Origin of the sequence: Bacillus sp. Bos-x628 (assembly GCF_040500475.1) — a bacterium.
Lineage (GTDB): Bacteria > Bacillota > Bacilli > Bacillales > Bacillaceae > Bacillus > Bacillus maqinnsis.
The window spans coordinates 2,128,629-2,149,789 of sequence record NZ_CP159358.1; the positions used below are offsets into that span (position 1 = coordinate 2,128,629).

19 protein-coding genes and 1 pseudogene are annotated in these 21,161 nt (G+C 40.6%); all 20 read right to left on the minus strand.

Going from position 1 to position 21,161, the window contains the following annotated elements; translation table 11 throughout:
* Position 1: 1 nt before the first annotated feature.
* Positions 2-1,594, minus strand: a complete 1,593-nt coding sequence (locus ABVJ71_RS11040; RefSeq protein WP_353854052.1) for a polysaccharide biosynthesis protein — start codon at positions 1,592-1,594, stop codon at positions 2-4.
* 206 nt (positions 1,595-1,800) lie between these two features.
* Positions 1,801-2,337 (minus strand): stage V sporulation protein T, encoded by a 537-nt coding sequence (gene spoVT / locus ABVJ71_RS11045; protein WP_353854053.1) that lies wholly within the window; start codon positions 2,335-2,337, stop codon positions 1,801-1,803.
* Between the two features lie 140 nt (positions 2,338-2,477).
* Positions 2,478-6,011, minus strand: a complete 3,534-nt coding sequence (mfd, locus tag ABVJ71_RS11050; protein WP_353854054.1) for a transcription-repair coupling factor — start codon at positions 6,009-6,011, stop codon at positions 2,478-2,480.
* 67 nt (positions 6,012-6,078) lie between these two features.
* Entirely contained in the window at positions 6,079-6,309 is a 231-nt protein-coding gene (locus tag ABVJ71_RS11055; RefSeq protein ID WP_353854055.1) for an anti-sigma-F factor Fin family protein, read from the minus strand.
* A 55-nt stretch (positions 6,310-6,364) separates the two neighbouring features.
* Positions 6,365-6,931 carry an aminoacyl-tRNA hydrolase gene (gene pth / locus ABVJ71_RS11060; protein ID WP_353854056.1) on the minus strand — a complete coding sequence of 189 codons (567 nt, stop codon included), beginning with the start codon at positions 6,929-6,931 and terminating at the stop codon, positions 6,365-6,367.
* A gap of 138 nt (positions 6,932-7,069) precedes the next feature.
* Entirely contained in the window at positions 7,070-7,696 is a 627-nt protein-coding gene (locus tag ABVJ71_RS11065; protein ID WP_353854057.1) for a 50S ribosomal protein L25/general stress protein Ctc, read from the minus strand.
* Between the two features lie 144 nt (positions 7,697-7,840).
* The gene (locus ABVJ71_RS11070; protein WP_353854058.1) at positions 7,841-8,794 is read right to left on the minus strand and encodes a ribose-phosphate diphosphokinase; all 954 of its coding nucleotides are present in this window, start codon (positions 8,792-8,794) and stop codon (positions 7,841-7,843) included.
* A 22-nt stretch (positions 8,795-8,816) separates the two neighbouring features.
* On the minus strand, positions 8,817-10,187 hold the full coding sequence (gene glmU, locus ABVJ71_RS11075; RefSeq protein ID WP_353854059.1) for a bifunctional UDP-N-acetylglucosamine diphosphorylase/glucosamine-1-phosphate N-acetyltransferase GlmU: 1,371 nt from the start codon (positions 10,185-10,187) through the stop codon (positions 8,817-8,819).
* A gap of 199 nt (positions 10,188-10,386) precedes the next feature.
* A complete protein-coding gene (gene spoVG / locus ABVJ71_RS11080) occupies positions 10,387-10,680 on the minus strand; it encodes a septation regulator SpoVG (protein WP_353854060.1) in 294 nt (97 codons plus the stop codon).
* Positions 10,681-10,896: 216 nt separating this feature from the next.
* Entirely contained in the window at positions 10,897-11,274 is a 378-nt protein-coding gene (gene ridA / locus ABVJ71_RS11085; RefSeq protein WP_353854061.1) for a 2-iminobutanoate/2-iminopropanoate deaminase, read from the minus strand.
* A 37-nt stretch (positions 11,275-11,311) separates the two neighbouring features.
* Positions 11,312-12,145, minus strand: coding sequence for a pur operon repressor (gene purR / locus ABVJ71_RS11090; protein ID WP_353854062.1), 834 nt, complete (start codon positions 12,143-12,145; stop codon positions 11,312-11,314).
* A gap of 55 nt (positions 12,146-12,200) precedes the next feature.
* Positions 12,201-13,070: a 4-(cytidine 5'-diphospho)-2-C-methyl-D-erythritol kinase gene (gene ispE, locus ABVJ71_RS11095; protein WP_353854063.1), complete on the minus strand. Its 870-nt coding sequence runs from the start codon at positions 13,068-13,070 to the stop codon at positions 12,201-12,203.
* A gap of 147 nt (positions 13,071-13,217) precedes the next feature.
* Positions 13,218-13,403, minus strand: coding sequence for a small, acid-soluble spore protein, alpha/beta type (locus tag ABVJ71_RS11100; RefSeq protein WP_353856642.1), 186 nt, complete (start codon positions 13,401-13,403; stop codon positions 13,218-13,220).
* Between the two features lie 164 nt (positions 13,404-13,567).
* Positions 13,568-13,825, minus strand: coding sequence for a biofilm formation stimulator Veg (gene veg / locus ABVJ71_RS11105; RefSeq protein WP_353854064.1), 258 nt, complete (start codon positions 13,823-13,825; stop codon positions 13,568-13,570).
* 212 nt (positions 13,826-14,037) lie between these two features.
* Complete coding sequence (yabG, locus tag ABVJ71_RS11110; protein WP_353854065.1) at positions 14,038-14,919, minus strand: sporulation peptidase YabG; 882 nt, start codon at positions 14,917-14,919, stop codon at positions 14,038-14,040.
* A gap of 115 nt (positions 14,920-15,034) precedes the next feature.
* Entirely contained in the window at positions 15,035-15,913 is an 879-nt protein-coding gene (gene rsmA, locus ABVJ71_RS11115) for a 16S rRNA (adenine(1518)-N(6)/adenine(1519)-N(6))-dimethyltransferase RsmA (RefSeq protein WP_353854066.1), read from the minus strand.
* The gene (gene rnmV / locus ABVJ71_RS11120) at positions 15,906-16,466 is read right to left on the minus strand and encodes a ribonuclease M5 (RefSeq protein ID WP_353854067.1); all 561 of its coding nucleotides are present in this window, start codon (positions 16,464-16,466) and stop codon (positions 15,906-15,908) included. Before rnmV ends, rsmA begins: the two co-directional genes overlap by 8 nt.
* A gap of 159 nt (positions 16,467-16,625) precedes the next feature.
* A pseudogene (locus tag ABVJ71_RS11125) lies at positions 16,626-17,909 on the minus strand (ubiquitin-like domain-containing protein).
* 163 nt (positions 17,910-18,072) lie between these two features.
* Positions 18,073-18,840 (minus strand): TatD family hydrolase, encoded by a 768-nt coding sequence (locus ABVJ71_RS11130; protein ID WP_353854068.1) that lies wholly within the window; start codon positions 18,838-18,840, stop codon positions 18,073-18,075.
* A gap of 80 nt (positions 18,841-18,920) precedes the next feature.
* Positions 18,921-20,921: a methionine--tRNA ligase gene (metG, locus tag ABVJ71_RS11135; protein WP_353854069.1), complete on the minus strand. Its 2,001-nt coding sequence runs from the start codon at positions 20,919-20,921 to the stop codon at positions 18,921-18,923.
* Positions 20,922-21,161: the final 240 nt, after the last annotated feature.

The following is a 21,161-nucleotide window of genomic DNA, read 5'->3' on the forward strand; positions in this document are numbered from 1 at the left end:
TTCATTTCCCTCTCATCTGTTTAAAATATAAAATTTTTTCACCTAATGGAATGAGTCTCCATTCCTCGTCCGTAAATACATCTAGTTTAAGAATACTATATAAAAAGGCGATACCACCAATAAAAACTGCAGTCAAGCTCTCTAAAACAGAAAATGGACGTTTTTCAAAGGGAATGACCCAAGAAAACAGCGCCTGATATCCTAATAAAACGATGGCCATCAAAGCAGCTGACAAAAGAATTTTCACTGGGAACAGTTCTCTCATTGAAATCCATCCTTTTCGCTTTAAGTAAACAGCGTTTAGCACCGCTGCGGTGACAAAGCCGAATACTGTCGACCAGGCAGCCCCTTGGATGCCATATAACGGAATAAACACAAACGTCAGACCCCATTTGACGAGCACACTGATGATAACGACAATGGCTGGATAAATGGGATGTCCCAGTCCTTGAAGCAAGGCTGTTTGCGTAATGGCAATAGAGGTAAAAGCAATTGATATGCAAAAAATTTGCAGCGTATCTGTACCTAAATCATTACGAAAAAGCATGGTATTCACTGACGATAAGATACAAATAAGACCTACCGAAGAGCCAATCCCTATAACCGAGGTTGACTTTATGGATGTTCTGACCTTTTGCCGGATAGCATCATGGTGTCCATTTCTCATGGCTGACGATAAAAAAGGAACGAGAGAGGTTCCTATACTAATCGCAAACACCGTCCCTAGCTGCAAGAAAGGCTGGCCTCGGTCATAGACACCCTTCGCCGCCTTCGCATCGGCTTCACTCATTCCCCCACTGCGTAGCAAGGAATAAAGATGAAAAGCATCGATCATTTGCATCCATATCATGAGCAACCCGCTCACACAGATTGTCAATGTATAAAGCAATAAACTCTTCAGAACATCTTTTTTTCGAAGCGTTGCCCGTTTTAATGTTATCTTAGAAAACATCTGTTTTCTGAATTTCACCCAAAGTATGACTAGTAGCACGAGAGAAGCCGCACTTCCTGCAATGGAGGAAAAAACAGCGCCAGCCCCTGTTTCATAGAGCGTATAGCCATGCCTCACTAAATAAAAGGATAAGACAAGCAAGACACCCACCCTGATGATCTGCTCCACCATTTGTGATACTGCGGTTGGAAGCATCATTCCGTCACTCTGAAAGACACCTCTTAGCATGACAGTCAGTGGCAAAAATAAAAAAACAAACGCACTCATCTGGATGAGCAAAATTAATTGGCTGTCTGCCATCATTTGCGCAATCCAGCCTGCTCCTATATATAGACAGAGAAATAAGACCAAACTCATCATAGTGATATACAGCAAAGACACTCTTGTAATTACCCTACGGTTCTCTTCCCCATGCTCACTCAACAACTTGGACACCATCACTGGAAACCCAGTAGTTCCAAGCATGACTGCAGTGCCGAGAAAGGGGTACACCTGTTGATAAATATAAAAACCCGTATCCCCCACTATGTTTTGAAAAGGAACACGATAGACGGCACTTAATATCTTTGATAACAAGCCTGCGATGGTTAAAATCACCGCACCTTGAAAAAGCCAATGTGGCTGATTCACAGCATTTTTCATGGATGACTCCTTTATGTTCAATCAAAAAAACTGTACCTGCTTTAAACGCACTCATTATATCATACATCACAGAACAGCTTTTCTTTCTATGGAGTAGACGGGAGAATCCTTGTTTTGTTTCAGACCATATAAAAAACGCCGACAAAATCAAAGGATTTTATCGGCATTCTCATGGTGTAGCGAAATGATATAGAGATATATTAGACCTAATGTTCCATTTGACGGGCTAAGAAGCCAGCCGCCGTCTCCGCTGCTTTATGCTCCACTTCTCCCATTGAACGCTCTTTAGAAAATAAGACGACCGCGCCAATTGGATCTCCGTTTGCAACAATAGGTGCAATGGTATAAGCTGATACGTCATCATCAATACCATCAATAAGTTGAATTTCTTTCTTGCTTTCCTCTAATACAGAATTACGCTGATCCATGGTTCGTTCAATTAAATCACTAACTGATTTGTTTAAATACTCTTTTTTCGAACTACCGGATACAGCAATATACGTATCACGATCACAAATGAGCACGGAATGACCCAAACTGTCGAATAATGCATCAGCATATTCCTTCGCAAAGTCTCCCAACTCACTAATCGGTGAATACTTCTTCAAAATGACTTCTCCGTCGCGATCGACAAAGATTTCAAGCGGATCTCCTTCCCGGATACGCAAAGTTCTGCGAATTTCCTTTGGAATAACCACTCTTCCTAGATCGTCGATGCGGCGTACAATTCCAGTTGCTTTCATTCACTGCTGCCTCTCTTTCGTTTGATGATGTTTTTGGGTGAATGGAACAAAAGCGTCGACTTTATGCAACATTCACCACTTGACTCTGTGCTTAGTATCCGTCACATCAAACGTAATATACACAAGAGATCAACAAAATTTTATGAAGACGGGATGGTTTCTTTTTTCACACTTTGAAGACCGCGAAGCATACCAAGAACGATCTCTAACCATTCTTCGGTTTTCTTCCCTTTTGTTTGTACAGAAATAATCAGTTTACTGCCCTCCATTCCTAATCCAATGTCCCTTCCATATTGGCTACCAAGCTCAAATAATTTTTGACCGTCGATTTCACTGCTTGCTTTCTCATCAAGAGTAAGTCTGACAATGCCCTTCTCCATCTTGATGAGCTCCACCCGTTCCTGAACAGCATAAACCTTCATCGTGGCTATCGTAAATAAGTCAGCCACTTCTTGTGGATATTCACCGAAGCGGTCAATCATTTCAGCCTGAAGTTCTTTACGTTCTTCGATTGAACCAATCGCTCTAAACTGTTTATACATCTCGATCTTTTGTTTGCCATCTGAGATATACGAATCTGGGATGTAAGCGTCAATTTGCAGGTCGATTTCCGGCTCGAATTTTTCTTGGGCTGTCGTGTCGCCTCTTCTTTCTTCAATCGCTTCTTTCAGCATTTGAGAATAAAGGTCAAATCCAACAGAGTCAATGAAGCCGTGCTGTTGAGCACCAAGTAAGTTACCTGCTCCTCGAATCGTTAAATCACGCATCGCAATTTTAAAGCCTGATCCAAGCTCTGTGAACTCTTTAATGGCCTGTAGTCTTTTTTCTGCTACTTCAGAAAGGACTTTGTCTTTTCTATATGTGAAATACGCATATGCCACACGATTAGAGCGTCCAACTCTTCCTCTTAACTGGTAGAGCTGGGAGAGACCCATTTTGTCGGCATCATGGACAATGAGCGTGTTCACATTCGGAATGTCAACACCCGTTTCAATAATGGTTGTACTGACCAATACATCAGATTCACCCTCAAGGAAGTTGAGCATGACCGATTCTAATTCGTTCTCACTCATTTTACCGTGTGCGTAACTGACTTTAGCGTCTGGAACGAGCATTGAGATTTCTTCTGCTTTACGCTCCATGTCCTCGACACGATTGTAAAGGAAGTACACTTGGCCGCCTCGCGCCAACTCTCGCTCAATCGCTTCTCTAACTAAAGCGCCATTGTACTCTACAACGTATGTTTGAACTGGGAAACGGTTTTCAGGTGGTGTTTCAATAACAGACAAATCACGCACACCGAGCATCGACATATGAAGAGTACGCGGAATTGGTGTTGCAGTTAATGTCAGCACATCAATATTGGCTTTCATTTGCTTAATTTTCTCTTTATGTGTCACGCCAAAACGCTGTTCCTCATCAATGATCAACAGTCCTAAATCCTTGTACACAATGTCCTTTGACAGGAGACGGTGTGTCCCGATAACCATATCAATCGTTCCATTCTTTAATCCTTTTAACGTTTCAGTTGTTTCTTTTCGGGTACGAAAACGGCTAAGCTGAGCAATCTTGATAGGATAGTCTTGGAACCGATCAATGATCGTATCGTAATGCTGCTGAGCCAAAATAGTTGTCGGAACAAGTAGTGCAACCTGCTTCCCGTCTGCAATGGCTTTGAAGGCAGCCCGAATGGCCACCTCTGTTTTCCCATACCCCACGTCTCCACAAAGCAGACGGTCCATTGGACGTTCCCGCTCCATGTCTTTCTTGATTTCTTGAATAGAGCGGATTTGATCCTCTGTTTCTTGGTAAGGGAATGCAGATTCAAATTGGCGCTGCATTTCATGGTCTGGTGAAAATGCATAGCCCTTGCTTGCTTCACGCTCTGCATACAGCTTGATGAGATCATCTGCAATATCCTGAACAGATGACTCCACTTTTTTCTTCACACGTTTCCAGTCGCTTCCGCCTAGTTTGTACAGCTTCGGTTCTTTTCCTTCTGAACCTACGTATTTTTGTACCTGATCAATTTGTTCAACAGGCACATAGAGCTTGTCGCTTCCTTGGTAATGAATGTTTAAATAATCTTTATGAATGCCGCCGATTTCAAGTGTTTCGATTCCTAAATATTTTCCGATCCCATGGTTAATATGCACCACATAATCGCCGACCTGTAGCTCTGAATAGCTCTTGATCCGCTCAGCATTGGTGAGTTTTTGCTTACGTGCCTGTTTTTTCACACGTTTCTTAAACAGTTCACCTTCTGTAATCAAGGCAATTTTCGATAATGGCAATTCAAAACCTGTTTGAAGCTCGCCTTGTAAAATATAAACTTGCCCACTCACAAGCTCAGTATCATGATTCGCAAGCGCTGCTTCAATGTCATAGTCATGTAATACAGAAGACAGTTTCTGCGATCTCTCCTCATCAGCACCTAAAAAGACAACGGTATAGTTTTGTTTCTTGTAGCGCTCAATTTCACTGGCAAGAACATTCATTTGCCCATGGAAATTCTGCATCTGCTTACTAGATACATTGACGATATTTTGCGGATTTGTATGCTGGACATGCCTTAAGAACAATGAGTAATACAAAATCGACCTCGATTGCTTATTCATTAGCTCTTGAAACGGCAATGAGAGTTTTAAATCGTGAAGAATATTTCCTTCTTCTAGCAAACTAATTGTCCAATCAGCTTCTTCCTGTTTAAGCTGTTCTTCCATCTCCTGAATTCTACTGATTTCATCTAGGATGATAATCGTGTCTTGTGCAGTATAATCTAGCAAACTAGCAGGCTTCTCATAGAAATACGAAAGGTACTTTGTCATCTCTTGTGTGACGATGCCTTCTAGCAGCTTCTCTCGATCAGCAGAAATGTTCTGATGCAATAATTCCTTTTGTTTGTCTGAATTGAATTTTTTCAAACTTTTCGCAAGTCCTTGATCAAGCTGTTCAATGGCTCTCACTCGTTCAGGCCCTCTGACAATCAGCTCTTTTGCTGGACCAATTTTGACTTCTTGAAGCGATTCTAGAGACCGCTGTGTATCGGAATGGAAAGTCCGAATCGAGTCGATTTCAGTATCAAACAGCTCAATACGGATGGGATGCTCCTCCGTTAACGCATAAATATCAATGATGCCTCCACGCACACTAAAATCTCCGGGCGCAGCGACCATGGACGTCCGGTCATAACCGATTTGTACAAGTTTTTTTGAAAACGCATCCAAATCAATTTCTTCACCAATCTCCAAATGAATCTGGCTCTCCTTCCAAAGCTCAACTGGAGGAAGCATTCGGCGAACTGCTGCTACCGGGGTCACGACAATGGGGTTTTCTCCATTGACTAGACGGTTGAGCACATCAAGCCGCTGCGCTCTTAGTTCAGGGCTGGCGACAGCAATTTCTGAAGCAATGAGTTCGTTTACAGGATAAAGAAGGACTGAGCGATCTGATACGACACTTGCTAGATCATCTGTTACCTTCTGCGCCTGATACAAATTATGTGTCACAATAAACATTGGACGGTTTGATTCATCTGATATTGCCGCTGTATATAAAGATCTGACGGAGCCTGATAGTCCTGCGAGCAACTGTTCTTTTAACCCTTCCTTTAGCCCATTGAAAATGGACTGAAAATCATCACTTTGTTTGATAAAAGATTGTATATTTTTCATTTGGCTCCTCCTCCCTGTTTGGTTAAAACAGAAAAACGCTTTGGTCTAAATCTACACCAAAGCTTTTTTATTGAATAAATGTATGATACTGATGATAATCGGGATTTCTTTCGAGCGCCTCTTGGCAATCCTCACAAATGGTCTGTACATGTAAATCACCATTTTCCTTATAAGAAATCATATCGTTTCTTTCCTCATTTGTTAAGTGATGAAATCCAAGTGATTTACTTTGGACGACAGATTCATCTAAACTGCCAACTTTTACACCACAGTGCCGGCAGTAATAATGCAAAGCCATACGTCATCCTCCCATGTAGAGATTTTATGAACAGTATGTGCTTTGCTTATCATTCTTATACCTTCTTGTTAAAATCATTCATGACTTCTAAAAACGGCTTCGTTAAAGCTACCTCGCAAGCCTCAACAGACGCTTGAATGGCTGATACGATAACAGGCTGCTCTTCTTCTGAAAAACGCCCCAATACGTAATCTACCACCTTCATGCTATTTTGCGGACGTCCAATGCCAATTCGGATTCGATCAAATTCAGGTGAGCCTAGATGCTGAATCAAAGATTTAATCCCATTATGCCCTCCTGCACTACCCTTTGTACGTAAGCGAATTCGACCAGTCGGTAAATCGAGATCATCATAGATGACTTTCACATCCTCAAGAGGAATGTCATAGTAATCCAAAAGAGGACGCACGCATTCTCCTGATAAGTTCATATATGTAAGAGGCTTAACAAGTAGAACCTTTTGCCCCGAAACAATTCCTGTTCCATATTGTCCATTAAATTTTGATTGATTTAATGGAATGTTCCATTTTTTTGATAATTCATCTATTGTCATAAATCCGACATTATGTCTCGTTTTTTCGTATTCCCTTCCAGGATTACCTAATCCAATGAATGCAATCATGAAAGCAACCTCCCTTGTCACACGTGCACACGCCTAAAAGATGAGCCAATATCATTGCCTCATCCCAAAACGTGTGAATACTTTTCATTCTAGCACAAAAGACGCAACCACGGGAGGGTTACGTCTCTAAATGGCCAGTTATTCTCTGTCGTTACCTTTTTCTTTAATGGCCTCCGGTTCTTTTTGTTCTTCTTCACTATGAGGCTCTGGAACCTCGGATTGCTGCGGCGGCAGAATGGATGCAACGACTTCTTCTGGATCGTTATTAATTTTATAAGATGACTGAACAGAAAGATCACCGACTGTCAGTACATCATTCACATCTAGGTTTGTAATATCAGCTTCAATATTTTGGGGGATATCCTTTGGTTTCGCTGTGATGGATATCTCAAATAATGGCTGTTGAAGCACACCGCCATTTTTCACACCTTTAGATTCTCCAATTAGCTGTACAGGTACATCTGCGTCAATTTCTCGCTGTAAGTCAACCACTTGGAAATCAGCGTGGACAAGTTCATTTTTCAGTGGATCTGTTTGTAATTCTGTGACCATAACGGATTTTGTCTCACCGTTTACTTCTAATGTGATGATTGCATTTTTTCCTTCATCACGTAATGTCTTTAATAGATCGACACTATCTAACGAAACAGCTAAATTATCTGTATTTTTTCCGTATATGACACCAGGAACATGTCCTGAATGACGGATTTTCTGCAGTGTGGAACGTTTGAAATCAGTTCTTTCAGTTGCTTTTAAAGTTGTCATATTCAGCACCATCCTCTTTCTTTTTTGTCACTACTTTCATACATACCCATAAATGAGTCATTTCAAACATGTGCGCTTTCATTTATGACGTGAGAAAAGCACAAAAGGCTCTAAGCAACTGCCTAGGGCCTTTTTTATAAGGAATTAGCTAAAAAGGTAGCTAACAGATTCTTCTTCATGTACTCTGATGATGGCTTCAGCAAGCAAAGGCCCAACTGAAAGTGGAATGAATTTATCTACTTTCTTCTCCTCTGTTAAACGAATACTGTTTGTTACAACCAATTCTTTGATTTTTGAATTTGTAATCCGTTCTACTGCTGGTCCTGACAACACCGGGTGTGTACAGCAAGCATATACTTCAGCCGCTCCGTTTTCGACAAGCGCATTTGCTGCTAGTGTAATCGTACCCGCTGTATCAATGATATCGTCAATTAGAATCGCGGTTTTGCCTTCAATGTTACCAATGATGTTCATCACTTCAGCAACGTTTGGTCTTGGACGACGTTTGTCGATGATAGCGATTGGTGCTTTCAGGCGATCTGCCATTTTACGCGCACGCGTCACACCACCGTGATCAGGAGAAACCACCACGATATCGTTTAAGTTTTTCTGTTCAAAATAGTTTGTTAGAATTGGCACAGCCATTAAGTTATCAATTGGAATATCAAAGAAACCTTGGATTTGTGGCGCATGTAGGTCAAGTGCGATGACACGTGTAGCGCCAGCTGTTTCAAGTAAGTTCGCAAAAAGTTTCGCAGTGATGGGCTCACGCGGTTTTGCTTTACGATCTTGACGTGCATATCCATAGTAAGGGATCACAATGTTGACCGTTTTGGCAGAAGCACGTTTTAGCGCATCCACCATAATTAATAGTTCCATAATATGTTCATTCACTGGTGCACTTGTCGATTGAATGACATAGCAATCACAGCCGCGAATACTTTCTTCAATATTGATTTGGACTTCACCGTCACTAAAACGTTTAACAGAGCTCTTTCCTAGATCAACTCCGATACGCTCGGCAATTTCTTCAGCAAGTTCAGGGTTAGAATTTAAAGAAAAAATCTTTAAATTCGCATCAGCATAACGATTAGACATTGTAAACCTCCGGGTATTTGGATTATTTTTTATGAATATTTTTCACATAATCTTCTTTATTGACTTGTCTTGCTCTTGCAATAGACAATGCATCCTGCGGCACATTTTTTGTGACCGTTGAACCAGCTGCAACATATGCCCCTTTTCCGACAGTGACTGGTGCAATGAGATTTGAATTGCAGCCAATAAAGGCGCCATCTTCAATCTTCGTTAAAAATTTGTTCTTCCCATCGTAATTAACTGTAATGGACCCACAGCCAAGGTTTACATCAGTACCGACCTCTGCATCTCCAATATAACTAAGGTGAGATGCTTTACTGCGGTCACCGAAAACCGTTTTCTTGATTTCGACAAAGTTCCCAATCTTCACTTCATTGCCGATTTTTGAAAGTGGGCGTATATGAGCAAATGGACCAATCGTCACATCAACCCCGACCTCACTATCGCAGACAACAGATTGCTTGATCACTGTTCGATCTCCAATGATGCTATCAACAATTTCTGTGTTCGGTCCAATTGTGGCGTCTGCACCAATTCTTACTTTCCCTTTGATGACCGTACCAGGATAAATGATTGTATCTTCACCGATGACAGCATCTGCTGAGATATACGTGTTTTCAGGATCAATTAAGGTTACACCATTTTTCATATGCTGATGATTTATACGACGCTTCATTAAAAGCTCTGCTTGAGAGAGTGCGATTCGATCGTTGACTCCAAGTGTTTCTTCAAAATGCGCTGTTTGATAAGCTACAACCGTTTGCCCTTCATTTTTTAAGATCTCAATGACATCTGGCAAATAGTACTCACCCTGTGCATTTTCATTCGACACCTGCTCAATCACACGAAAAAGATCTTCATTAGAAAAACAATAAGTCCCTGTATTAATTTCATTCACTTGAAGTTCAGCTTCATTCGCATCTTTGTGCTCGACAATCTTCACAACCGCACCCGTTTCGTCACGAATGATACGACCATAGCCTGTTGGATCATCTGCGTGTGCTGTTAGAATGGTCACTTTTGCTTGATGTTTTTGATGCTCGCTTAACATGGCTTCCATTGTTTCCGCTGTCAATAATGGCGTATCCCCACAAATGACAATGGTTGTTCCCTTTTCCTGCGAAAGGAACGGTTTCGCCTGTTTGACGGCATGTGCTGTTCCTAGCTGCTCTTCTTGAAGTGCATATTCACTTCTGTCCCCAAGCTGTTCCTTGACGTCCTCTGCTCCATGACCGACAATGGTCACCAGCTTGGCTAAAGATAGCTTTAACGCTTCGTCTGCCACATGCTCGACCATTGGCTTTCCGCAAACTGGATGAAGCACTTTGTATAGCTTTGACTTCATTCTCGTTCCTTTTCCCGCTGCTAAAATCACTGCGAACCGCTTATCCATTGATTGGCCTCCAATATCCCTATTATCCATAGAAAAATATATCCTAAATAAGGACTGATTTCAAGGATACATGAGGAAGTACAATCATTTTCTAATGGATGAAACACATAAGAAACATGAAGAAAAACGCAAAAAAGACAGCATGTAAAAGAAAACATTTCATTTTCTCTTAAAGCTGTCTTTTTAGATTCACATATGATTAAGAAGCTCCAGCTTCTTCATATTCGATTGCTTCTTCTTCGCCTAAGCGATGATATTCATTTAATACAGCATCTTGGATTTTACCCCGAGTGCTTGAATTAATCGGATGTGCAATATCGCGAAACTCTCCATCAGGCGTGCGTTTGCTAGGCATTGCAACAAACAATCCATTATTTCCATCAATCACACGAATATCATGAACAACAAATTCGTGGTCCAGCGTGATGGATGCAATCGCCCTCATGCGACCATCGGTATTCACGCGGCGTAATCTTACGTCAGTAACTTCCACAGTAGTTCACCACCTTTTCCCAATATAAAAGCATTAATTAGGTATTCAACGATTGTGGTGATTCTCCTGCACATTTTTTAAACTTTTTTTGAAATATCGGGATATTTATACATTTTTTGTCAAATTTATGACGACGCTTACATATTTGCTTTGAAAAAAGGCATCATGATGCTGCCCTTTCCTGCATATGATGAACCAAACGGCTTTTCAAACTAGTTATTTGACTAATGCAACGACTTCAATTTCCACAAGTGCATCCTTTGGAAGTCTTGCTACTTCTACACATGAACGAGCTGGTTTATGTGTATGAAAATACTTGCCATATACTTCGTTCATGTCAGCAAAATGCTCCATATCTTTCATGAAAACTGTTGCCTTCACAACTGTCTCAAATGAAGCACCTGCTGCTTCAAGAACAGCTTGAAGGTTGCGGAAAACTTGATGTGTTTGTTCCTTAATGTCCCCATTTACGAAGTCTCCAGCTGGTGTCAATGGAATCTGTCCTGAACTGTAAAACATATTATGAACAATAATTCCTTGAGAGTATGGTCCAATGGCTGCCGGTGCATTTTTGGTTTGAACAATTTTTGTCATATCAATCTCTCCCATTCAGATACACTTTTGATCGAGCCTATAATTGCGTATGAAAAAACTCGTGGAAATTGCCTTCATTGATTTCAATGATTTTTTGCTTCCTATCAATTGTTGAAAGCTTTAAAAGCGATACATATTCATCGACAAGACGTTCATCTACGCCTTCATCTTCTAAAAGAACACCAATTCCTGCAACATTTGCATTAAATTCCTCAAGCAAATTCATCATGCCATTAATGGTTCCGCCAGCTTTCATAAAGTCATCAATGATAAGAACATTTGATCCTTTATCTAAGCTGCGTTTTGCAAGAGACATGGTTTGAATACGGTTAGAAGAACCAGACGCATAATTAATACTAACGGTTGATCCTTCAGTTACCTTATTGTCTTTTCTAACAATTACAACGGGTACATTTAAATAACCCGCGACAGAATAGGCAATCGGAATCCCTTTAGTCGCAACGGTCATGACCACATCAATTGCACGATCTGCAAAAATGGTCGCAAAAAGCTTACCGATTTTAGCAAGAATGGATGGGTTGCCTAAAACATCGGTTAAATATAAATAACCGCCAGGAAGCACACGCTCAGGAGTTGATAAAGCCTGCCCGATATCGTTCACTACTTCGTCTGCTTCTTGTAATTGAATCTTTGGAATATATTTCACTCCGCCAGCAGCGCCTGGTACAGTAAGCAATGTGCCTATTCCCTGCTGTTCGAAGGTCTGTTTGATGATCGTTAAGTCTTCACTAATTGAGGACTTCGCAGATTGGTATCGCTCTGCAAAAAATGTTAACGGTACTAGTACGTGCGGGTGGGTTAACAAATAATTTGTTAAGTCCACCAATCTGCCGCTTCGACGAAACTTCATGAACTTACCCCCAGAACCCGAATAATTTATGAATAATATAACTTAATATACGGATTTAATCAAGGGCATTTTGTTCGCCGATCATGCGAACAGCGTAAACTTGATCACAAAATCCTCTCAGTCCGTTATATATTCTTTGTACTTTTGATTCATACTGAATCAAACCAAATACTGTTGGTCCGCTCCCACTCATTAAGACAGCATCTGCACCAAAGCGCTTCATCTGTCTTTTGATCATTTCTACTTCTGGATACATCTTTAATGTCACAGATTCCAGAACGTTCCCGAGTGAACTACACATCTCTTTATAATCTTTTGCTTCAATAGCTTTAATCATACGTTGTACATTCGGGTGTTCCACCTTGCTTGCGTCATATTGTCTGTAGACTTCAGCAGTAGATACTCCAATCACCGGCTTCGCTAAAATAACCCAGCAATGCGGCGGAGAGGCAATATGCTTTAATTTTTCCCCGCGTCCTGTCGCTAGTGCTGTCCCTCCATATACGCAAAAGGAGACATCAGAGCCAATCTCCGCTCCAAGCTCAGCCAACTCATCTAACGTGAGATGTAACTTCCACAAACGATTTAAGCCGCGCAAAGTCGCCGCTGCATCACTACTGCCCCCAGCTAGGCCTGCTGCAACAGGGATTGTTTTTGTTATGACAATCGAGACCCCTTTTTGAATACCGAATCTTGTTTTTAATAATTTAGCCGCCTGATACGCTAGATTACGCTGATCATCTGGAACAAAGCGATTATGAGACGATACGCGGATTTCATCCTTGTCCAGCTCTGTCAGCTCTAGTCTGTCTGCAAGATCTATTGTTGTCATCACCATCTCCACCTCATGATACCCATCCAGTCTTTTACCATGGACATCAAGTGATAGATTAATTTTTGCCGGTGCCTTTTCTAAAATACGCAAACATTTCACCTACTTCTCCATCTAAACATAAGTATCAACATTGTATCACATTTGACGGATTGGATGAATAATGGTTTTTAGCGGCTGGCACACTTGCTTTTTCATCAAAAAAGGCCAGAGACACCTGAGGTATCCCTGACCGTTCATTTATCGTTGATTCTCTTGTTGAGCCATATGCTGTTGAGCTAATTCAATTGCACGTTTGACCATATTACCTGCGTCACGGGCACGAATTTCTCCCCAGCCTTCATTTTTCACGGTATCATAAAATCCAAGATCCTTCGCCAGCTCGTATTTGAACTCATCTGACATAATGCCTCGGCGTCTACCCAAACGAAACAGCCCCTTTTGCCCGAGAATTCGAATTGCTGCCACTGCTTTCATGGCTTTATTATTTTGTATCGAATTTCTCCTTTTACCCCTTTCAAATAATGGACGGGTTCCCATTTAGAAGAAAAGGCAAAACAAAAAGCAGTAAACAAGAAGTTCACTGCCCACTAATAGGCGACTGAGCTTGCGGTATCATCGAATGTTAATTCGACCGTCTCAGTCAGTATATCTGCATAACTATAAGAAACTCTTTCAAACGAATTTTCATCTTGATCTAATTGAATCACAAAAACAGAAGGGTATGTTTCAGATAATATGCCCGAACGCTCGATTGTTTTTCGGCGGCCTCCATTAGCCTTTAACGTCAAACGTTTACCTAAGTTAACATCAAGCGATCTTTTTATATCGGACAACGTCTTCGCCATTGCATCCACCTCACTGAGATAATTATACAACAACGGCTCGTTTTTGTCAAATAAAAATTAAATTATATCAACGAATATGAGCCATTGTCAACAAAATATTTTTGACAAACTTCTACCTTTTCTCCTCCCTATTTTTCACAAAATCCGGTGAAATATGTATTCACTTGATGTTTCTTTTTTCACACAAAAAAACCAGACTGATAACAGTCGGGTTATGTCGATTCATGATCTCTTTTATAAGGCATGCCCACTCTTAGAACACCCTTTGTCTCTATTCCACCGAGTCCTTTTTCTCTCGTTAATGTATTCCGAAGTACATCCCACACATTGATTCGATCTACAAACGGTGTGAAGCTGATTTTCGCAACAATATACACTGGATCTAGCGCATGAATGTTTACACGTGAAGGCGAGCTTGCAAAATTTGCTCCTGCTTGTATCAATGATTCAAAATGAGATTGGCAAGCACCTGCAAAGATAACGAGTTGATCTAAATGAGGGACTTTTTTCCTCGCCTTTTGAACCGTTTCAACGAAATGACGAGAATGGCGATATGCACCGATATCATGCACGCTGCCTTTTTGTTTAGAATAAGCATCATGTCCTGTGATGACCAATATATCAGGACGATATTGATCAATTAATGAATCAATCATGCTTGGCATTTTCTTCTCGTGGCAATGTACACCGTACACAGGTACACCGATTCTTTCATATACGTCTAAGCATTTCTTTAAGTACGAAGCATCCCCATCTAAATGAAGAACCTTCCCAGGCATGTGAAAATACTGCTCCTGATGCTGATATTGTCCAGAAGCATAATATTCTTGCTTTTCACGAAGTAGCTGATAGTCCTGCTTGAGTAAGTCGAGGGATTCATTGATTTTCCGCTCATCTTCCTTCTCTCTTGTGAGCTGCTCTTCTTTTTGTATCAATACAAGGTCTGACAACTTTGCATCTGCAATCAACCGCACTTCATTCCCATGCAAAATGGCGGTTGCTTCATGCTCAGTCTCATCAATCCGAATAATACGAAACATAATATCCATTTGATAGGATGCCCTCGTCACCATATCTCCTATTTGAAATTGCATGCTTTTCACTCCACAATCAGGCTCATATCCTGTTGGTATCGTCTTACGTTATATGCTGTTCTTTCTAATCTATGCCCTGATGCGTGAAGTGGTGAAAAGCAAAAGTAAAAAGTCCCTACATCAGGACTTCTTGTAAAACGTTCGATAAACGGGCAAACTCTTCAATAGATAAAGATTCCCCACGGCGTTTGCCATCAATGTTAGCTGTTTCAAGCGCTTCTTCAATAATGGCTTTATGTTTCTTTCCATCTGGAAGGTTATTCATAAGATTGTTCATGAGTGTTTTGCGGCGCTGTCCAAAGCTTGCACGAATGAGTTGAAAGAAAAACGCATCATTCTCTACTGATACAGCAGGTGACTCACGTACCGTTAACTTAATTACAGCTGAATCAACGTTTGGCTGTGGAACAAAAACTGTTTTAGGCACAATCATCACAGTTTTCGCTTCAGTATAAAATTGAACGGCAATTGACAATGAGTTGTATTCCTTTGATGAAGGAACGGCTGCCATACGATCAGCTACTTCTTTTTGCAACATGACCACAATCCCTTTCAATGGAAGGTTCTCTTCAAGTAATTTCATAATGATAGGTGTGGTCACGTAATATGGAAGGTTTGCGACAACCATTACTTCTTTACAGTCAGCAAAATTTTCTTCAATGACCTTCCTTACATCCGCCTTCAACACGTCCTGATGAATGATTGTGACATTATCATATGGAGAAAGCGTGTCGTTTAAAATCGGTAATAACCGCTGATCGATCTCAAAAGCTGTTACTTTTTTTGCACGCTTGGCTAACTGTTCTGTCAGTGCACCGATTCCGGGTCCAATTTCAATGACACCCGTTTCCTCCGTTATCTCAGCGTGATCGACGATTCGATCTAAAATATTTGTATCAATTAAAAAATTCTGCCCTAAACTCTTTTTAAAAGAGAAACCGTACTTTTTTAATATCTCCTTCGTTCTGACGGGTGTCGCTATATCTTTACTCATCGGCTTCCTCCTGCATGACGGTCTTTAGTGCCGCAATAAAATCACGTTTGGTTATTTGAAACATGTGAAGGCGCTTTTGCAGTTGCTTCGCATTTGTATATCCTATATTTAAAAGCACACCTAGTCGTTCACGGCGGCGTTTTGAAGCTACGCCTCCAATTAAGCCTGCGTCAAATAAATCATCTAATGAAATGTCACTTTCCGACTCTTCCATCTCCTCCTGTACATGAGAAAGACATTCTCGAATACTGTCCAAAGAAGCGTGCTCGACGCCGATCCCTCTATCTCGCTTTGCTTTAGCAAGATGTTTTGGTAAAAACGCATGCTTGCACCCTGGAACCGCTTCTGCAATGGTTTTACGTATCTTCTCACCAGGAAAATCAGGGTCTGTTAAAATAATCACACCTCGCGTCTTTTGGGCAAGCCTTACTTGTTGAATGACTGCATCCCCAATAGCAGATCCATTTGTTTCGATCGTATCCGCATCAACGGCCAACTTCACTCTGGCTGTGTCATCACGACCCTCAACCACAATGATTTCTTTGATTTTCATTTATTCCTCCGCTGGCAAAAACAAAAACATTTTTGGTAAAAAAACGAAACCTTTTATGCTGTTTTTGCGTCTAATTAATTAGAAAACAGTGCTTCTATTATAACCAAAAAAACAGAGGGTTCGCAAAGCCCTCTGCTTATATCAATCATTTTGATGTGTTTATTTGAGCACTCTAATTTTCACTCGTTTATTCCCCCATTGATAAGCTGCCGACTTATTTGGGACGAACACATCAATTCTATTTCCATTTATAGCTGATCCAGTGTCTGACGCAACGGCATATCCATAGCCCTCCACATACACTTTAGAGCCTAGCGGAATGACACTCGGATCAACTGCTATGACCTTTGCACCTGGATTTGCTTTTAAATTATAGCCTGTCGACGTTCTACCCGTACATCCACTGCAACTTGCTGTATAGGCTGTTGAAGTCACATAAAATTCTTTCCCAGACGATTCATTGCTTCTTGAAACAACTGGGGACGCTTTAGATTCCTTTTCGGACTCTTGTGTGCCAATGGCAACTAAGCGATCTTTGCTATCTTTCACAGTTACTTCTTTGATCAATTCTTTAGACACCACTTTGCCGTTTTCTTTCACAATGGCATAGTGCTTCTTCAATTTACCTTCTTCACCTTTTTTAAGTACCTTCTCTATTCCTTGTTCTAGAGAACGATCCTTTTTATGTTTGGTATCAAAAGCAATTTTCTCTTCCACTACATCGGTGACTTTTTCCACCCGAGTGATCTGAATATCTGCGCTTTTTTTAGAAATGGATGTATGTAACGCAGGTTTGATCTTATCGTGCTTCTTGAGCTTTAGCTCTTGTTGCTTTAAAAAGTCAGCGACGGTAGTCGAAGTGGTCCACACCTTTTTATTCTTTCCTCCATCATTTAAGCTGACCTGGAAGGCCTGCTGAACAACAAGTTTCATGTCCTTTTCAATCTTGTCATTCTTTCCTGGAGTCACTTGATCGTGCTTCCCAATATCTATTTGTTCATTCTTCAAAAATGCTCCAACCGTCTGATCTGTTGTCCAAATCGTTTTCTCTTTACCATTCAGGGTAAGATGAACCGGTAATGCCGCATCATACACAATGTTCATATTATCTTGAATATTTGTATTTCGGCTTGGAGAGATATGATCCTCCGCCCTGGTCCTTATCCCAAGGTCTGAAAGCAGCTGTGCAACTGTCTCTTCATGTGTACGAATTGTTTTCTCTTTACCATTGATAGAAATGGTAATAGACTGCTTAGTGAACTCATGTGCACCGTAAGCCGTCCCAGTTCCAGCTAAAAGTAAGCAAGCTACTAGTAGAGCAACCTTACCTTTTCCTTGCTTAACAGAAAACAGATTTTTCATTTTTTGAACGATGAAAAACGCCTCCTTCTCCTCGGAGAGATTATATAGAGTATCTCAAAACCTGTCAACCCTTCCAACCAATGTACAAAAATGCTTGATTGTATACCTATTATGGAAGCTTTAAGGGAGGAAGGGAAGAAAGACTTATCGACAACTTATCCTATGAGGAGTAGCAAACGTGTAGAACTTTTTCGTTATGTTTCATAAATGGACAAGCTTAAACAATGATTGCTATCATATACTGTCAATTTATACCGAAAACTTTTTTTGCATTTTCTGTTGTCAATTCTGCAAGCTCTTCAAAGCTCATCTCACGCAATTCAGCTATTTGCTCTGCAATATATTTTACATAACTTGGTTCATTGCGTTTCCCTCTAAATGGCGCCGGTGTTAAATATGGGCAGTCTGTTTCAATCAATAACCGATCTCTTGGTATTTCTTTGACGACTTCCTTCGGTTTTTTAGCATTTTTAAATGTCACAGGTCCACCGAATGAAATATAAAAGTTCATCTCCATGCAGATTTTTGCAACTTCTAAGCTTCCTGTAAAGCAGTGCATGATACCTCCAACATCAGCTGCTCCTTCTTCTTTCAAGATAGTGACCACATCTTCTGTTGCGTCACGATTGTGAATGATGATCGGAAGCTTCACTTCCTTCGCAAGAGCAATTTGTCGTCTAAAGACTTCTTTTTGAATATCTTTTGGCGACTTGTCCCAATGATAATCTAGCCCCATTTCCCCGATTGCAACGACCTTTTTGTGTTGAGATAAATCTTTCAACCAAGCCAAATCCTCATCCGTCATGTCAATCGCATCAACAGGGTGCCAACCAATGGCTGCATATATAAAATTATACTCTTCAATTAACTCCATCGCTCTTGTAATCGTTGGTCGATCGAATCCCACCACCACGATTTTCTCTACCTTTTCACTCTTTGCTCTCTCAATGACCTGCTCTAAGTCATCACTAAATTGCTCCGCATTTAAGTGAGCATGTGTATCAAATAACATATTCATTACTCCTTTCGACAAGTCTCATGAAAAACAAAAGGTGTTCGACGAAATGTTACACGTGGAACACCTTTGTTACATTATAGAATTTTGGTTCCGTTGGCTAGTGATTGATCTACTTCAAGAACTTGTAATTTCCCGCCAGTTTCACCAGTTAAAATCATTCCCTGGGAAATTTCCCCGCGAAGTTTAACAGGTGTTAAATTCGCTACACAAACTAACTTTTTCCCTACTAATTCCTCCGGCTGATAATACTTAGCGATCCCTGAAACAATTTGTCTTTTCTCAAATCCAAAATCAACCTGAAGCTTTAATAGTCGATCTGCTTTTTTTACTGGGGCTGCTTGCAATACTTGCGCTACACGAAGATCGACTTTCGAGAAATCATCAAATGCGATTTCTTCTCCTAAATCAGGTACTTCCGTTTCTTCTATTTCAACTTTCTTCTCTTTAGCTTGAGGTGTGCTTCCCTGCATTTTTTCTTTAATGTAAGTCACTTCTTCCTCAACATCTAATCGAGGGAATAGCGGCTCTCCTTTTTGTACGGTTGTTTGTTGAATAGCACCAAAAGATTGAATACTGTCCCAGCTTTTCATTTTGTCATCTTCAACCCCTAGTTGGAAGAAGATTTTCTCAGGTGTTTTTGTTAAGAATGGCGTTAACAGTACTGCGGTGATCCGCAATGATTCTGCTAAATGATACATAACAGAGTGAAGCTCTTTTCGCTTTGTTTCATCTTTAGCCAGCACCCATGGAGCTGTTTGGTCGATATATTTATTGGTTCTGCTGATTAATGTCCAGACATTTGAGAGAGCCACCGAGAATTCAAGGTTTTCCATCGCTTCTTCATAGGCTTTCACGGTTTGTTCAGCAACAGCTTTGAGTTCCTCATCGAATTTATTTACTGGACCTTTATAGCTGCTTAACGTGCCGTCAAAATATTTTTGAACCATTGCAACTGTACGGTTAAGCAGATTTCCTAAGTCATTGGCAAGGTCATAGTTTACACGTTCCACAAATCCCTCTGGTGTAAACACACCATCTGCACCAAAAGGTACTTCACGAAGAAGATAATATCGAAGGGCATCAAGACCATAACGATCAATTAACGTGACTGGGTCTACTACATTCCCTTTTGATTTAGACATCTTACCATCTTTCATTAAAAGCCAACCATGTGCAAAGACTTGTTTTGGCAGCGGCAGATCAAGTGCCATCAGCATAATTGGCCAATAAATTGTATGGAAACGGACAATCTCTTTCCCTACAAGATGCACATTGGCTGGCCAATACTTTTTGTACTTTTCATCTTGGTCTGTTCCATAGCCAATAGCCGTTAAATAGTTGAATAAAGCATCAATCCAGACGTAAATGACGTGTTTCGGATTATTTGGCACCTTGATTCCCCAATCAAAGGTTGTTCTCGATACAGCTAAATCCTCTAAACCTGGTTTAATGAAGTTATTGATCATTTCATTTTTTCTTGATTCAGGCTGAATGAATGATGGATTCTTTTCATAATAGTCAAGTAAACGATCTGCATACTTACTCATACGAAAGAAGTATGATTCTTCTTTAATTAATTCAACAGGGTGTCCACTGTCAGGACTTTTCCCGCCAATGACTTCACCTTTTTCATTTCGTTCAACATCAACGAGCTGTGTTTCAGTATAAAATGTTTCGTCAGGAATACTGTACCAGCCTTCATATTGATCTAAATAGATATCTCCTTGATCAAGCAGCTTTTGGAAGACTTGCTCAATGATTTTCGTATGGCGTTTTTCCGTTGTACGAATGAAATCATCATTTGAAATGTCGAGTTTCTTCCATAAAGATTTGATGTCTGCAACCACTGGATCTAAATACTCGATCGGAGTAATATTTTGCTCTTCTGCTTTTTGTTGAATTTTTTGCCCGTGCTCATCTGTACCCGTTAAATACATCACATCATAGCCTTGAAGACGTTTATATCGAGCCATGGCATCCCCTGCCACTGTCGTATAAGCATGTCCAATATGTAATTTTCCGCTCGGATAGTAAATAGGTGTTGTCAAATAAAACGTTTTTTTCTTTTCCGGCATGTCGGAACCTCCTGCGTGTGTATGAATGTCAAAAACTCCCGCCCAATGGACGAGAGCGGTTATGAAGACTTCATTAAAATGTATCAAATTCAAAAAATTTTTTTGCACTTGTGCTTTCTCTATGATACCATCTTAGCCTTTAAGATCAAGCATATATACATAGAACGGTATGAAATGATGGAAAAAGATGAGTTTCCCGAAAAAAACGACAAACCGCAAGACGTTTTGTCGAATATTGTC

Coding starts and splice junctions, on each gene's coding strand:
- ABVJ71_RS11040 (WP_353854052.1), bottom strand. CDS start 1,594: ATGAAAAATGCTGTGAATCAGCCACATTGGCTTTTTCAAGGTGCGGTG.
- spoVT (WP_353854053.1), bottom strand. CDS start 2,337: ATGAAAGCAACTGGAATTGTACGCCGCATCGACGATCTAGGAAGAGTG.
- mfd (WP_353854054.1), bottom strand. CDS start 6,011: ATGAAAAATATACAATCTTTTATCAAACAAAGTGATGATTTTCAGTCC.
- ABVJ71_RS11055 (WP_353854055.1), bottom strand. CDS start 6,309: ATGGCTTTGCATTATTACTGCCGGCACTGTGGTGTAAAAGTTGGCAGT.
- pth (WP_353854056.1), bottom strand. CDS start 6,931: ATGATTGCATTCATTGGATTAGGTAATCCTGGAAGGGAATACGAAAAA.
- ABVJ71_RS11065 (WP_353854057.1), bottom strand. CDS start 7,696: ATGACAACTTTAAAAGCAACTGAAAGAACTGATTTCAAACGTTCCACA.
- ABVJ71_RS11070 (WP_353854058.1), bottom strand. CDS start 8,794: ATGTCTAATCGTTATGCTGATGCGAATTTAAAGATTTTTTCTTTAAAT.
- glmU (WP_353854059.1), bottom strand. CDS start 10,187: ATGGATAAGCGGTTCGCAGTGATTTTAGCAGCGGGAAAAGGAACGAGA.
- ridA (WP_353854061.1), bottom strand. CDS start 11,274: ATGACAAAAATTGTTCAAACCAAAAATGCACCGGCAGCCATTGGACCA.
- purR (WP_353854062.1), bottom strand. CDS start 12,145: ATGAAGTTTCGTCGAAGCGGCAGATTGGTGGACTTAACAAATTATTTG.
- veg (WP_353854064.1), bottom strand. CDS start 13,825: ATGGCGAAGACGTTGTCCGATATAAAAAGATCGCTTGATGTTAACTTA.
- yabG (WP_353854065.1), bottom strand. CDS start 14,919: ATGCAATTTCAAATAGGAGATATGGTGACGAGGGCATCCTATCAAATG.
- rsmA (WP_353854066.1), bottom strand. CDS start 15,913: ATGAGTAAAGATATAGCGACACCCGTCAGAACGAAGGAGATATTAAAA.
- rnmV (WP_353854067.1), bottom strand. CDS start 16,466: ATGAAAATCAAAGAAATCATTGTGGTTGAGGGTCGTGATGACACAGCC.
- ABVJ71_RS11130 (WP_353854068.1), bottom strand. CDS start 18,840: ATGTTATTTGATACACATGCTCACTTAAATGCGGAGCAATTTAGTGAT.
- metG (WP_353854069.1), bottom strand. CDS start 20,921: ATGCCGGAAAAGAAAAAAACGTTTTATTTGACAACACCTATTTACTAT.